Below are 13,540 nucleotides of genomic sequence, written 5' to 3'. Positions count from 1 at the left end.
GTTCCAAGAAGTTGGCGGCGAACATTAACATCTATGGTAACTTCTAGCCTAGAAAGACATGCGTTTTCAATCAGTCTGAATCATATCCTGGTATTTTATTTAGGAGTATATTTCTTTTCGTTTTTGTCATCGAATTTTCTGATCCACTCCATATCAATCGGTCCATTTACAACTTTATAATAGTTCCCAAAAATATTAACGACATTTCCTTGAACAAAAACGATTGCAACATTCGCTCTAGAGTGATTAATAAAGAAATCGAAGTCTCCCTCATTATTTTCGCTTAAACGTGCATTAAACGTTTCATTGCTTATTTTTTTTAGGTGATATTGACTTAAAAACCTCATTAACTCATCAACTTGATTTTGATCACTTGAAACCCAATCCACTGCTCTTGTTGTATCTTCTAAACTTATATCCTTTCGAAAGGATAATGATTCAAACTCCCTATGCTTATACGGTATTAGATCATCAAAATTTCTCTCTCTGTTCTCATTTATTTTTCGTAAAGAAATAAAAACGATGAGTGCAAGGATACCAATTATTATGTATTTAAGTTTTTTGTTTTTCATAATATCCCCTTTATTTTTGTATTTAGGCTCTGAAATGAAGTGTATTAAATTCCACTCAAGATGCTAGCTTTCCTTAGAGCGTGAGCTGAGCCTCCTGCAGGGTCTCACCTTACCCGCATTTCGAGCACCTTCCGCTCCATTCTTCTTACACATTAGGAATCTCATATCCTTCTACAAGTGCTTTCAAATTTTCTAATGAAGGATCGAAGCCTTTTGAGTTCATTGTTACGCTAGTTCCTCTGTCTTCTTCTTTTAGTTGAATCGAGATAATTGTTTTTGGAGTAGATAGACTAAATGAAAACTCTTCTAGGAATTTGATATGCTCAATCGTTAGAATCATTGGAACTCTTTCTGTTAAATGATTATGAATACTTGGCATTAATGTGAAAGTCATTTCTTCACCAACGCTTAGGTTTGGAATTTCCCATGGTGAGCCAGGTGCGTACCATTTCGAAAGTTTGTCTTGTTCTATGATTGCATTCCAGACTTTTTCTATATTGCTATTAATCCAAATAGAACTCTGATCCTCATTGTTCACCACTTTCGTTCACCGTCTCTTTCTTAATCAGCCTAATTTATTGATGACTTTTTCTACCCTTTTTCGTTTCGTTTCTTTTTCAATTTCATTCATTCTTGCGTTCAAGGCCATGATAAATATTTGTTTATTTTGTTGGTCTATAATTGGCATTGCTCTTTCTGCGTACATTGGCAATTGGTTTGTTGGGCTTGTTTGTAGCTGTTGAATTAAGTATTCAAAAGCCCTTTCTTTGTATTCTTCAATAGAGCATAGCTTGATTAAAATGTTCACAACCTGATCCTTTGTAATAACCGAACCTTTCTCGCCTGCAGACAGAATCGTTGGTAAGGCATTGAAAATGGTTTGTGGAATTTCTAATACGATACTACTCAATGCAGTCATTACGCCCCACTGAAGTCTATTATTTTTACTACTAAGTAGATGAAGGAATTCATTCGTGTACTCAATTAATAATGTTGGTTTACGTTCTCCAATTTCATATAAAACTTTGATACAGTCATTTTGAATATCTTTACTTTTATTTGATAGATTTTCGACAAGCTCTTTTATTCCACTTATATCGTTTTCTTCAGAGATTTGAATGGCCAATTCAATATTTGGTTCCTCGTCTCTTCGCTCTAGTGTAGTTGCCAATTTATTTAGAACAGTCACGTATTTTTCCACCCTTCAAGGTATTAGTATTAAGGGATTGTCCATTTCTTTTAGATTCTAGTCCGATTTTTCAATATTTCTAGAATCTATAAGTACTAACCATTTATTTTATCATAGTGATTTTTATTTTTAGGCTCATTTCTAAATTTGATGCTTTATGAAATGAAACATCACTATTGAACTATTCTTAAATAAAACATTTCCATATTCACCCATTTTTTCCTATTGCATAGGCTAATGTATAGTATTTTATGGTAGGAGGGATTACATGAAAACTAAATGGCTATTAGTCTTATTTTTATTAATTGCTTCTGTTTTTGGGGCTTGTTCAAAAGAGCAGTCTAGTGATGGAAAGATAAAAGTCCGTGTTGCTGAGGTGACTCGTTCACTGTTTTATGCTCCAGAATATGTTGCAATCAGTGAGGGAATATTTGAGAAACATGGCCTAGATGTAGAGTTAACAACTACTTTTGGTGGAGATAAAACAATGACTGCTGTCTTGTCTAACGGTGCTGATATTGGATTAGTTGGTCCAGAGACTACTTTATATGTATATGCTCAAGGTGCAAATGATCCGGTAAAAAGCTTTGCTCAATTAACGCAAACAGACGGTACTTTTTTAGTTGCGAGAAATCAAAAAGGAACATTTAATTGGGAGCAACTGAAAGGTACAACATTCTTAGGTCAAAGAAAAGGTGGTATGCCACAAATGGTTGGAGAATATGTTCTCAGCAATCATGGTATCGAACCACATAAAGACTTAAAACTGATTCAAAATATAGATTTCGCTAATATTGCTAATGCTTTTGCATCCGGTACAGGTGATTATGTTCAGTTATTTGAACCAACTGCAAGTATTTTTGAAAAAGAAGGAAAAGGTAAAATCGTAGCATCTTTTGGTTTGGAATCTGGTAAAGTTCCTTATACAGCATTTATCGCCAAAGAAAGCTTCTTAAAAAAGAATGCTAAAACGGCTCAAAAATTTACTGACGCGTTGTATGAAGCTCAAGCGTGGGTAGACTCCCATTCGGCTGAAGAAATTGCCCAAAGTGTTGCTCCATTTTTCCAAGACACTCCAATAGATATTGCAACGAAAGTAATCGATCGTTACAAATCTCAAAACTCATATTCTACAAACCCTATTTTAGAGGATGATGAGTGGAACAATCTTCAAAAGATCATGGAAAATTCCGGGGAGCTACCTAAGGAAGTTCCACATTCTACTTTAGTAGATACAAAATTTGCTGAAAAATCTACAAAGCAATAGTAGGTTATGCATATGAGTTATCTTACAGTTAATGAAATTTCACATGTTTTTCTATCAAAACAAAAAGCAATTAAAATATTAGATAGTTTGACATTTGAAGTTGAAAAAGGTGAATTTGTATCTATCTTAGGTCCAAGTGGTTGTGGAAAAAGTACACTTCTATCAATCATTTCATCTTTACTAACACCTTATGGTGGTTCAGTTCAATTTCAAGGTCATCCTTATGACGTTAAAACTGGAGAAATTGGCTATATGCTTCAACACGATTATTTGTTTCCGTGGAAATCAATAAAAGAGAATATATTTCTTGGACTTGAAATATTAGGAAAAGATTCTGAGGAAAATAAACTAAGAGCTTTAGAATTGCTGAATGAAGTTGGTTTAGAAGGTTATGAAAATGCATATCCAAGGGAACTATCAGGGGGCATGCGTCAACGAGTAGCATTAGTGCGTACCTTAGCTACAAGCCCGTCTATCGTATTACTAGACGAACCTTTTTCTGCTCTTGATTATCAAAACAAAGTAAAACTTGAAGAATTAGTATTTCACTTATTTAAAAAATTAAATACGACTGCTCTATTAGTAACTCATGATATTGAAGAAGCTGTTGCAATGTGTGATCGCGTCATAACGCTAACGAATGTTCCAACGAAGATTTCAAAAATTTTTCACCTACCTGAAGAATTACGGAATGATTCACCATTTGAAGCAAGACGGCAATCACTATTTCCCTCTTATGTTTCTTCGATTTGGAAGGAGCTGGAGAAGCGTGAGTAATATAAAAGACGAGTTACAAGAATACCATGCTTACGTTATGAAAAAAAATCGCAGAAAGAAGCTATTCGTATTCTTCTTTCAATTCCTACTAATCGTATTATTTTTTATTACTTGGCAGCTATTAAGCCATAGACAAATAATCGATCCATTATTGTTTAGTTCCCCTACTAAAATATATGATTTATTTGTTACGAAACTACTTGATGGCACAATTTATCATGATGCTATGACAACAATTACTGAAACATTGGTTGGCTTCGTATTAGGAACACTCATCGGAATCATACTTGCAATTGTCCTTTGGTGGTATCCTTTTGCTTCAAAAGTACTCGATCCGTTTTTAGTAGTCTTTAATGCAATGCCAAAAGTAGCGCTAGGACCTATTATCATTGTTATTTTTGGTCCAACATATTCTTCTATTATTGCAATGGGGATTATTATTAGCTTTGTTATTACAGCTTTGGTCATTTATCAAGCATTTCAACAAGTTGAAGAAAATTACATTAAAGTCATTAAAAGTTTTGGAGCTACAAAATCACAAGTCTTTAAAAATGTCATCTTTCCTGCTAGTATACCAACTGTCATTTCAACATTAAAAGTAAATGTCGGCTTGGCTTGGGTAGGAGTGATTGTCGGAGAATTTTTGGTTTCCAAAAATGGACTCGGCTACTTAATCGTTTATGGATTCCAAGTATTTAACTTCACCTTAGTTCTCACGAGCGTACTCATCATAAGCGTATCAGCCGGTTTAATGTATATTATTGTTGAATATATCGAGAGAAAAACTGTAAAAAAATAAAAATGTGGAGGCGACTGGTTAGCTCCGACAAGCTTACGACCTCGAGGGGCTAACACCTGGAACTAGACATCAAGAAATGTGGAAGGCGTTCGCCCAGCCCCGACAAGCATAAGGCAAGGATCAGGTAAGGTTGCTTTTTAACCTTAACTGGGCATTGACTTATGACCTCGAGGGGCTAACGCCTGGAACTAGACATCATGAAAAGTTATAGCAACTAATTATTATACTCATAAAAAAAATGCTCACTATTTCAGTGAGCATTTCTTTATTTTACATCCTTAACAATTGAGTTCAAATAGCTTAAGCTGTGTGAAAATACTTCGTCACGCATAATGAAACTAAAGCGGCGGTCTTTTTTAATGCTGGGTGGAAAATCTTTAAACAGAACAGGTCCATTTGTTTCAAAATAGTGCTGCTGCGTTAAAAGTTCTCCAATATTAGCAAAGTAAATGTTTTTAATAATTATTTTGTCTTTACCTGTTACACGGTATTGACCAAGATAATTGATTGAGGAGACACTACCACCAGTTTCTTCTAATACTTCACGTACAGCTGCTTGTTCAGGTGATTCACCTTCCTCAACTTTTCCACCTGGAAATTCATATCCTCTTCTTTGGTGGTCGGTCAGTAGCCATTGATCTTTGTATTTACATATAACCCAAACATGTTTTGGATTTGGCGAGAATGGATGCTTTTCAAATGATAGTTCAACCGTGTTATGGTAAAAATCTTTAAATGTATACATTTTAACCTTCCTACATTCATACTTTGTTTTCCATTGTACTATGTCTATTAAAATGTTTCATCTATATTGAGACATTATTCGAAAAACAAAATGAAATATTTGATTGACTTGCATATTCGACAGTATACTATATGATGATAGTATAATCATTAGGAGGTTATATAATGACTGGAGTTTATGTCGTTAGTGCAATCATTATAGTAGTTGTTTTCGGTGCATTTGTTTTGACTGTAAATAAAGGATACGGTGTTCAGCATAAAGTGGACAAACTTGATGATATTAAAATAAAAAACAATCATGATGAAGATGTAAAAGAGTAACTATCATAAATGAAAACATTATTAATTGGTTTTATTAAATTTTATCAAAAATGGATTTCCCCTGCTACACCACCAACTTGTAGATTTTATCCCACTTGCTCACATTATGGTCTAGAAGCACTTCAGACGCACGGAGCGCTTAAGGGGACCTATTTAACGTCTAAAAGAATCCTTAAATGCCATCCATTGCATCCAGGGGGGTTTGATCCTGTTCCGGAGAAGTATACAAAAGATGATATCAAAGAAACTTGAGCGAATAGACAAGTAGGCTTTGATATCATCTTTTTTCATTTATTTTTATTTCTCAAGATTCTTTCAAAAATTTGAATTCTTTTTTACTTAGCTTTTTTATTCTCTCTTCATCGACGGTGATTCCTAATCCAATCCCATTTGGAACTTTCACTTTTCCATTTTCTAATCTTACTTCAGGAATGATAATGTCTTGTTCCCAATGTCTTGATGAAGCTGATATGTCACCAGGTATTGTAAAGCCTGCTAATGATGCAAGTGCCACGTTTTGAATTCTAGATATACCTGTTTCAATCATCCCCCCGACCCAAACTGGTATATTCTTCTCAACACAATAATCGTGAATTTTTAGTGAATCTGTTAAGCCCCCAACTCTGCCAGGTTTTATCGTAATAATCTTGCAGGCCTGAAGAGCAAATGCGATTTCAACATCCTCTAGTGAATAAATGCTTTCATCTAAACAGATAGGTGTCTCTATTTCTTTTTGAAGGATAGCATGCTCCAGAAAATCTCGATCGCCAAATGGCTGTTCAATCATCAATAATTTAAATTGATCTAAACTTTTTAGATGTTCAATATCATTCAATGTATAGTCAGAATTCGCATCAATCATTAATGAAATCGTTGGAAATTTATTACGAATTTTCGAAATCACTTCATAATCATTTTGTTTCGATACCTTTATTTTAAATCGTTCATAACCTTCTTTTTGAAATCTCTCTATTTGCTGAAGCATTACTTCTGATTCATTCATGCTGACAACAACTCCGACAGGAATCTCTTCATTTATTCCACCTAAAGCTTTAGCTAATGAAATGTTATTTATCTTTGAAAATAAATCCCAATAGGCACCTTCAATCCCTGCTTTTGCCATCGGATTACCTTTGAAGATATTTAACGTCTCTGCAACCTCTGAAGGGTGAGTAAATACTTTGTTTAGAATGGTTGGGATCAAAAAGTCCTGCAAAATATGAAGTGATGTTTGAATCGTTTCTGCAGTATACCATGGCTCAGAGAACGCAACTACCTCACCGTACCCTACTGTTCCACTTTCATCAGTTAGTTTGACAATAATTGTTTCTCGATCTTCATAAAGACCATAACTAGTTTTAAAAGGTATTCTAAGCTGCTGTTCAATTAAAAATAACTCTACTTGCTGAATCAACATAATTTGTTCCCCTTATAGTAGCTTATGAAGCTCTCTTCTTACTAACTTGTTTGCGGCATTTCTTGGTAGACTCGAGACAAAGTGAATTTCTTTAGGTATCTTAAACTTAGCTAATTTTTTCTGGCAAAATTCAATCATTTCTTGCTCTGAAGGGTGATTATTTGATTTTGCTATCACAAATGCAATTGGCACCTTTCCCCAGGTTGGATCTTCTCTCCCAATAACGCCAGCCTCAATTAAATCTGGGTGTGATAATAAGATTGACTCAATTTCCGCTGGATAGATATTTTCTCCACCAGAAATAATCAAGTCACTTCGTCGGTCAACAACAAATAAAAAACCATCTTCATCGACATACCCTAAATCACCAGTATAAAAAAATTCAGAAGTATCATTTGTTTTTAGTTTATAATAACCTCTACTTACATTAGGACCTTTTACAACAATTTCACCTACAACTCCAGGAGAACATTTCTTGTCATTTTCACGTATTTCTAGTGAACAACCAAAAAGTGCTTTACCCGCTGAACCGATTTTCGAAAGCATAAATTCTGGTGATAGCGTCGCAATCTGTGAACAGGTTTCAGTCATACCATAGGTTTGATATACAGGTATATTTCGATTTTGAGCTTTCTGTAAAAGCGGTAATGGCGCAGGTCCGCCTCCAAGTAAAGCTGCTCTAATATTACTTAAACCTTCATTCAAATCCTCAAAATTGAGTAAATCACTTAATACTTTCGTTACAACAGATAAAATTGTTATTTTGTATTGATTAATATAATTTAGTACAGTCCTTGCTTCAGCTTTTTCTGCTAGGACAATTTTCATTCCGTAAATGGCACTCTTATATACCGTAGAAAGTCCACCTACATGAAACATTGGTAAGCACACCAGCCATACGTCACTTTGATCTAATCCTAAGTTCAGGACTGATGCGATCGCACTACTCCAATGATTCCCATAAGATTGCAATACAGCCTTAGGAAATCCTGTCGTTCCAGATGTATACATCATTGTTGCAATCTCATCATGATTAAAATACTCTCGAATGACTACAGGTTTTACTTCAAATTGCTGTATATTATTCATTGCAAGTACACGGACTGTTGATGGAAGGGCAATGAAATTTTCATTTTCGACAATTAAAAAGTTTGAATCACTATTCTGGATTTGATAGCTAATTTCGTCTTCACTTAATCTGGTATTTAATAAAATAGCGATTGCTCCAGTATAGTGAATTGCATAGACCGTAACGATAAACTCTATCGAATTATTCATTAGTACAGAAACATGATTCCCTTTTTCAATACCACAACTATGAAACCTTCCTGCAAGCTGTATGACTCTTTCATGAAGTTCTTTAAAAGTAATTTCTTCTTGATCCGATACAACTGCAATTCGATTAGGTGTTAATCTAACTCGTTCGAGTAAAAAATTTGGAATTTGATTCATTTCAACACCTCCTAATAGAATCTTACTTAGTTCACAACATTCAAAAAAAGCTTGATGATTGCTCACCAAGCTTAAATCTTCTACGAATCAAGGGAAACGTGGGAATTGACCAAAATCAGGCTTACGTTTTTCTTTAAACGCGTCACGGCCTTCTTTCGCTTCTTCTGTAGTGTAGTAAAGTAATGTTGCATCCCCAGCTAACTGTTGAAGACCAGCTAGTCCATCTGTATCAGCATTCATTGCTGCTTTTAAGAAACGAAGTGCAGTTGGGCTCTTCTCAAGCATTTCTTCTGCCCATTTTACAGTTTCAGCTTCTAGTTCTTCTAAAGGTACAACTTTATTAACTAAGCCCATATCCAATGCTTCTTGTGCATTATATTGACGGCATAAGTACCAAATTTCACGAGCCTTTTTGTGTCCAACAATACGAGCTAAGTAACCTGAACCGTAACCTGCATCGAAGCTACCTACGTTAGGACCAGTTTGTCCAAATTTTGCATTTTCTGCAGCAATTGTTAAATCACAAACTACGTTTAATACATTACCTCCACCAATTGCATAGCCTGCAACCATTGCGATTACTGGTTTTGGAATAACGCGGATTAAACGTTGTAAATCTAATACGTTTAGACGTGGAATACGATCTTGCCCAACATATCCACCATGTCCTCGAACACTTTGGTCTCCACCTGAGCAGAATGCTTTTCCGCCTTCACCAGTTAGAATAATAACACCAATTTTTTCATCATCTCTTGCCCAAGCAAATGCATCAATCATTTCTGAAACTGTTAATGGTGTAAATGCGTTATGTACGTGTGGACGATTGATTGAAATCTTTGCAATACCATTATATGTAGAATATAAAATCTCTTCATACTTTCTTTCTTGTACCCATTCAATTGTCATGACATTTCCTCCTTTTCACTTTTCAAAAAAAACTCACTTACTATTGTAGCAAATATTTCCGATTGTTCCACATGAATTGCATGTCCAGCACGGGGAATTTTTTTTATTTCACTATTTTTAAACTTCTCATTCATTTTCCCCATAATGAAACAAAACTTTTCATCATATTCACCACAAATCAATAATGTAGCAATTTCCAATGTATCAAGTTGATCCCAAAGAGATGGTTGAATGCCTGTCCCCATTCCCTTCAGACTGTTACTTAAACCGATTGGTGACTGCAATAATCTACCTGCTCGAATCTTTTCTTGATGGCTTTTTGATAATTCCTTTTGAGATGAAAACAAAGGGATGTTCTCCCAATATTCCACAAACGATTTGATCCCCTTAGTTAATAGCATTGTTGCCAACTGATCATCTTGTGTTATTCTCGATAATCTTTCATCTTCCGAAGTAAGTCCAGCTGTACAGCTTTCTAATAACAGTGATCGAATTCTTTGTTGAAAATTCAAGGCAAAGTAAAGCGCAAGCCTACCTCCCATTGAATAACCAAGAAGATGTATACAATCAATATGTTTTTTAGTTAAAAAGTCATTTAAATCCTTAGCTGCTTGTTCCATTACATAACGATCAGGATCGTCAGGGGAATCAGTTTCTCCGTGACCTAATAAATCAATTGCGATTACACGAAAGTTTTGTTTCAGTTTTTCGATGAGTTCAGCCCATGTTTTTTTCGTCCCAGTAAAACCATGAAGTAAAAGAACAGTTTGGCCTTCACCCTCATCTATGTAGGAATAGTGAATGCCATTCAAAGTAATGTTAGAAACACCGTTTTCATTGCTCATACTCATTTTTTACAATGCTCCATACTTTTTGATGTAGCTCATAATTCTCCTTACGGTTTGTTAAAACTTCAATTACATGGAGTTTTTCATGTTTAAGCGCTAATGCATCTTCAAACTCAAACCAGCTTGAAACTTTTGTATGCACACCACCGAACAATGCTGTAGCATGTTGAAAATCCAAACCGAGTGGTGTACCAAATAATGTCTCAAAATGCTTCTCTTCTTTAGATTGAGGTAAAAATGAAAAAATTCCTCCACCATCATTATTCACTAATACAATTTGTATTGGAAGTTGGTGTAATTTAGCTAATACTAAGCTGTTTAAATCATGATAAAAAGATAAATCACCAATTAATAAAGTAATGTTCTCACCCGCTGCAGCCATTCCTAATGCGGTTGCAATCGTACCATCAATACCATTTACTCCTCTATTACAAGCAATTTTTAGTTTTTTGTTTTGCATATGTAAGAAAGTATCTATGTCACGAATCGGCATACTATTAGATACAAATATAGTACTATTTTCAGGTAAGTTTTTAGCGAGTACTTGCACTATTTTCCCTTCAAACAATTCTTCAAAAAGCTCAGCTTTCTGCAAACCTGATTTTGTTTTTTGATTAATTGTCTGCCATTTCATTAACCAGTCATCATCAACTGACTCATTCAATAGAAAATCATGTAAAATCGCATGGCAAAATTCCGTATCATTACATGAAATCATTTGAGTCGCTCTTAATGTCGGATCTCTCCATAAATCCCCTTCATCAATAACGATCATTTCGCAATTCTCCTGCTTTTGAACATACTGATTAAATGTTTTTGATACAGGCATTGCTCCAAAACGAACAATGACCTCTGAATCAAGGGTATCTACATTCTCCCCAAAGCGTAGAAATGTGTCATAGGTATCGATTGTCAGTGCTTTATCATTTATGATAGTTCGACCATTTGAAAGTGGATCACACAGCACAGGATATCCTAATTTTTCGCCTAATTCTAAAATTGAATGTAATGCTTTTTCTTCAACATAAGGTCCACAGATTAATAAGCCTTTTCTTTTTGATTGAAAAAGCTCATGCATTTGATCAATAGTATCTTTTGAAATTGTAGCAAACGATTCAGAAAGGTTTGTATAAGCACGGTCCTGGTGACGTTTTCCTGCTGAAAAAAGGTCCTCGATTTTAAAATTTGGAACTAATGGTTCTCTTAAAGGTATATTTACATGTACTGGCCCCTTAGGTGCAGTCATACATGAACGATATAATCTACTCATACTTGCTCGTGCATATTGATACATTGCTTCAGAAGCCTCTGGTAAAGCAAGCTCAATAAATTTTTTCACAAACGATCCATATAATCCGATTTGATTCATTGCCTGTGGTGCACCGATATCCCTTAATTCATGAGGGCGATCAGCAGTTATGACAATTAACGGAATTCTAGATTCTTTTGCTTCTGATATCGCAGGTAAATAATTTGAAGCAGCTGTCCCAGACGTGCAAATAAGAACAGTAGGTTGCTTCGTGCTTTTGGCAATCCCTAATGCAAAAAATCCAGCGCCTCTTTCATCAATCGCGATAAAAGAATTTAATTTTGGGTGTTCATTTACTAGCATCGCAATCGGTGTAGATCGTGACCCTGGACTGATTACTACATTTTGAATATTTAATGCACTTAGTTCATCCACTAGTGAACCAATGTACTTTGATAGCGCTTCATTATCTTTCATTTCGTAACCCTCCTAATGCATTAAGCATCGGCAGAAACTTCACACCAGTTTCGTAAAACTCCTCTTCCGGTTTTGAATCTTGTACGATCCCACAGCCAGCATATAATTTCGCTTTATTTGCTTTCACTAATGCACTTCGTATTCCCACTGCAAAATCACCATTGCCATTTAAATCAATCCAACCAATTGGTGCTCCATACCATCCTCGTTCAACAGGCTCAAGCTCGCGTATAAGTTTACAAGCAACCTCCTTAGGAAATCCCCCAAGTGCAGGTGTTGGATGTAATGCTTGAATTAATTTAAATAACGAAACGTGTTGTAAAATAGTTCCCTCGACTGGCGTAAAAAGATGCAATAAACTTTTTGTTGCCATAATTCTAGGTGATCTTGGTATCGTTAATTGATCACAATATAGTCGAAGTGTTTCTTTTATATAATTTACGACAAATGCATGTTCGTCATTATTCTTCTTACTATTTAATAACCAATTAGCAGCCTCGCTATTTTCTTCTTTTGTTTTTCCTTTTGCAGCAGAACCTGCAAGGCACATCGAAGAAACTGTATTTTTCTTTTTTGCAATCAATCTTTCCGGCGTTGCACTGATAAATACAGTATCTTTTAGTTGATAGGTAATAACATAATTAACATTTCTTGTTGCTTCAAGTTCGTAAATTACTTTTGATGAATTTACTTCAGATGAGAATGTCGCATTTAATGTACGATTTAAAACAACTTTTTCTAATTGTTCATCCTTCATTTGATGGATGGCTGTTTTCACACTTTGAATCCATTCATTTGGTTCAAACTCATCCTTTTGGATACATTCAGATTGGGTAAATGTTGGTTGTTTCATGCCGTATTGCTCTAAATAGTCATCATATTGTTTATATTGACTTAACAAATCCTCTAAAGTAGTTTGTGCATTAATTTCATAATTAGATGTAATAAATGTCCCATCTTGTGTAACGGTTATCATTAACTTTGGCACAAAGAAATGTGATGTACCAAATTCCTTCCAATCATGGTCATGTTTGTAAGTTTCAAAAAAAGAGAAACCCCCAAGAGCCAAAGGTCCAGTACCAAAGCAATTCTCTTGCTCGATATACACTTCCTCTCCAAAGCGTTTCCATTCTTTTTCTATTGCAGAATACTGTTCTTCTGTACTATGATGAAAAGGAACTAAAGTACCGATTCCTGTGAGAATTAACGAATTTTCTTGGTTTGACCAATAAAAGCGTTCAGTAAAACCCAATTTATGATAAAAATGGTAAACACTTAGGGGATGAATATTCATTATTTTATCCACTTTACAAATAAAGCGTTTTGAACAAGCTTTTGCCTTCTGAAGTGATTGCTCGAAAAAAGCAATCGATTCCAGTTGACCTGTTCTAAGCATAACAGTTCCCCCTAGCTTTAATATACGTAAATACATGATATAACTAAAGATACAACGATGAATGTAGACTGTCAATTTTATGAAGTTCGTCCATACTTTTTTAAACTAAAACGATCTACATTTTCA

At 34.9% G+C, this 13,540-nt stretch carries 15 protein-coding genes; 5 read left to right on the top strand and 10 right to left on the bottom strand.

All coding sequences use genetic code 11. The features are described from left to right. Positions 1 to 95: 95 nt before the first annotated feature. The 3 genes from V7056_RS08945 to V7056_RS08935 form a co-directional block, all read right to left on the bottom strand. Positions 96 to 572 (bottom strand): hypothetical protein, encoded by a 477-nt coding sequence (locus tag V7056_RS08945; protein ID WP_499701176.1) that lies wholly within the window; start codon positions 570 to 572, stop codon positions 96 to 98. A 145-nt stretch (positions 573 to 717) separates the two neighbouring features. Then, a complete protein-coding gene (locus tag V7056_RS08940; protein ID WP_499701174.1) occupies positions 718 to 1,113 on the bottom strand; it encodes an SRPBCC family protein in 396 nt (131 codons plus the stop codon). Between the two features lie 24 nt (positions 1,114 to 1,137). Next, entirely contained in the window at positions 1,138 to 1,761 is a 624-nt protein-coding gene (locus V7056_RS08935) for a hypothetical protein (RefSeq protein WP_499701172.1), read from the bottom strand. Between the two features lie 268 nt (positions 1,762 to 2,029). On the opposite strand from V7056_RS08935, the gene V7056_RS08930 reads away from it, so the two are divergent. The 3 genes from V7056_RS08930 to V7056_RS08920 are packed head-to-tail and all read left to right on the top strand — an operon-like array spanning position 2,030 to position 4,604. Then, positions 2,030 to 3,028: an ABC transporter substrate-binding protein gene (locus V7056_RS08930; protein ID WP_499701170.1), complete on the top strand. Its 999-nt coding sequence runs from the start codon at positions 2,030 to 2,032 to the stop codon at positions 3,026 to 3,028. A 12-nt stretch (positions 3,029 to 3,040) separates the two neighbouring features. Next, positions 3,041 to 3,805 (top strand): ABC transporter ATP-binding protein, encoded by a 765-nt coding sequence (locus tag V7056_RS08925; RefSeq protein ID WP_499701168.1) that lies wholly within the window; start codon positions 3,041 to 3,043, stop codon positions 3,803 to 3,805. Then, positions 3,765 to 4,604, top strand: a complete 840-nt coding sequence (locus V7056_RS08920) for an ABC transporter permease (protein ID WP_499701304.1) — start codon at positions 3,765 to 3,767, stop codon at positions 4,602 to 4,604. The genes V7056_RS08925 and V7056_RS08920 overlap by 41 nt, the downstream gene beginning before the upstream one ends. A gap of 265 nt (positions 4,605 to 4,869) precedes the next feature. Here V7056_RS08920 and ytkD read toward each other — a convergent pair whose 3' ends face one another. Next, positions 4,870 to 5,349: an RNA deprotection pyrophosphohydrolase gene (ytkD, locus tag V7056_RS08915; protein WP_499701166.1), complete on the bottom strand. Its 480-nt coding sequence runs from the start codon at positions 5,347 to 5,349 to the stop codon at positions 4,870 to 4,872. Between the two features lie 164 nt (positions 5,350 to 5,513). On the opposite strand from ytkD, the gene ytzI reads away from it, so the two are divergent. Further along, entirely contained in the window at positions 5,514 to 5,669 is a 156-nt protein-coding gene (gene ytzI / locus V7056_RS08910; RefSeq protein ID WP_499701164.1) for a YtzI protein, read from the top strand. A 9-nt stretch (positions 5,670 to 5,678) separates the two neighbouring features. Further along, entirely contained in the window at positions 5,679 to 5,921 is a 243-nt protein-coding gene (gene yidD / locus V7056_RS08905; RefSeq protein WP_499701162.1) for a membrane protein insertion efficiency factor YidD, read from the top strand. Positions 5,922 to 5,973: 52 nt separating this feature from the next. Here the strand turns inward: yidD and menC are convergent, their stop codons facing one another. From menC to V7056_RS08875, 6 genes are all read right to left on the bottom strand, one after another. Next, entirely contained in the window at positions 5,974 to 7,086 is a 1,113-nt protein-coding gene (gene menC, locus V7056_RS08900; protein ID WP_499701160.1) for an o-succinylbenzoate synthase, read from the bottom strand. A gap of 12 nt (positions 7,087 to 7,098) precedes the next feature. After that, positions 7,099 to 8,538, bottom strand: a complete 1,440-nt coding sequence (locus V7056_RS08895) for an o-succinylbenzoate--CoA ligase (RefSeq protein ID WP_499701158.1) — start codon at positions 8,536 to 8,538, stop codon at positions 7,099 to 7,101. 87 nt (positions 8,539 to 8,625) lie between these two features. Continuing rightward, complete coding sequence (gene menB, locus V7056_RS08890; RefSeq protein WP_464960543.1) at positions 8,626 to 9,444, bottom strand: 1,4-dihydroxy-2-naphthoyl-CoA synthase; 819 nt, start codon at positions 9,442 to 9,444, stop codon at positions 8,626 to 8,628. Further along, entirely contained in the window at positions 9,441 to 10,295 is an 855-nt protein-coding gene (menH, locus tag V7056_RS08885; protein ID WP_499701156.1) for a 2-succinyl-6-hydroxy-2,4-cyclohexadiene-1-carboxylate synthase, read from the bottom strand. The genes menB and menH overlap by 4 nt, the downstream gene beginning before the upstream one ends. Further along, complete coding sequence (gene menD, locus V7056_RS08880; RefSeq protein WP_499701155.1) at positions 10,279 to 12,018, bottom strand: 2-succinyl-5-enolpyruvyl-6-hydroxy-3-cyclohexene-1-carboxylic-acid synthase; 1,740 nt, start codon at positions 12,016 to 12,018, stop codon at positions 10,279 to 10,281. The genes menH and menD overlap by 17 nt, the downstream gene beginning before the upstream one ends. Beyond that, on the bottom strand, positions 12,008 to 13,414 hold the full coding sequence (locus V7056_RS08875; protein ID WP_499701153.1) for an isochorismate synthase: 1,407 nt from the start codon (positions 13,412 to 13,414) through the stop codon (positions 12,008 to 12,010). Before V7056_RS08875 ends, menD begins: the two co-directional genes overlap by 11 nt. Between the last annotated feature and the right edge of the window lie 126 nt (positions 13,415 to 13,540).

Origin of the sequence: Bacillus sp. JJ664, from assembly GCF_036962205.1 — a bacterium.
Classification (GTDB): domain Bacteria; phylum Bacillota; class Bacilli; order Bacillales; family Bacillaceae_G; genus Gottfriedia.
This window is presented reverse-complemented; position numbering and strand designations above follow the sequence as displayed.

Bases quoted from the DNA above. Each gene is read 5' to 3' on its own strand.
- V7056_RS08945 (WP_499701176.1), bottom strand. From the start codon at position 572: ATGAAAAACAAAAAACTTAAATACATAATAATTGGTATCCTTGCACTC.
- V7056_RS08895 (WP_499701158.1), bottom strand. From the start codon at position 8,538: ATGAATCAAATTCCAAATTTTTTACTCGAACGAGTTAGATTAACACCT.
- menC (WP_499701160.1), bottom strand. From the start codon at position 7,086: ATGTTGATTCAGCAAGTAGAGTTATTTTTAATTGAACAGCAGCTTAGA.
- ytkD (WP_499701166.1), bottom strand. From the start codon at position 5,349: ATGTATACATTTAAAGATTTTTACCATAACACGGTTGAACTATCATTT.
- menH (WP_499701156.1), bottom strand. From the start codon at position 10,295: ATGAGTATGAGCAATGAAAACGGTGTTTCTAACATTACTTTGAATGGC.
- V7056_RS08920 (WP_499701304.1), top strand. From the start codon at position 3,765: ATGTTTCTTCGATTTGGAAGGAGCTGGAGAAGCGTGAGTAATATAAAA.
- ytzI (WP_499701164.1), top strand. From the start codon at position 5,514: ATGACTGGAGTTTATGTCGTTAGTGCAATCATTATAGTAGTTGTTTTC.
- yidD (WP_499701162.1), top strand. From the start codon at position 5,679: ATGAAAACATTATTAATTGGTTTTATTAAATTTTATCAAAAATGGATT.
- V7056_RS08875 (WP_499701153.1), bottom strand. From the start codon at position 13,414: ATGCTTAGAACAGGTCAACTGGAATCGATTGCTTTTTTCGAGCAATCA.
- V7056_RS08930 (WP_499701170.1), top strand. From the start codon at position 2,030: ATGAAAACTAAATGGCTATTAGTCTTATTTTTATTAATTGCTTCTGTT.
- menB (WP_464960543.1), bottom strand. From the start codon at position 9,444: ATGACAATTGAATGGGTACAAGAAAGAAAGTATGAAGAGATTTTATAT.
- menD (WP_499701155.1), bottom strand. From the start codon at position 12,018: ATGAAAGATAATGAAGCGCTATCAAAGTACATTGGTTCACTAGTGGAT.
- V7056_RS08925 (WP_499701168.1), top strand. From the start codon at position 3,041: ATGAGTTATCTTACAGTTAATGAAATTTCACATGTTTTTCTATCAAAA.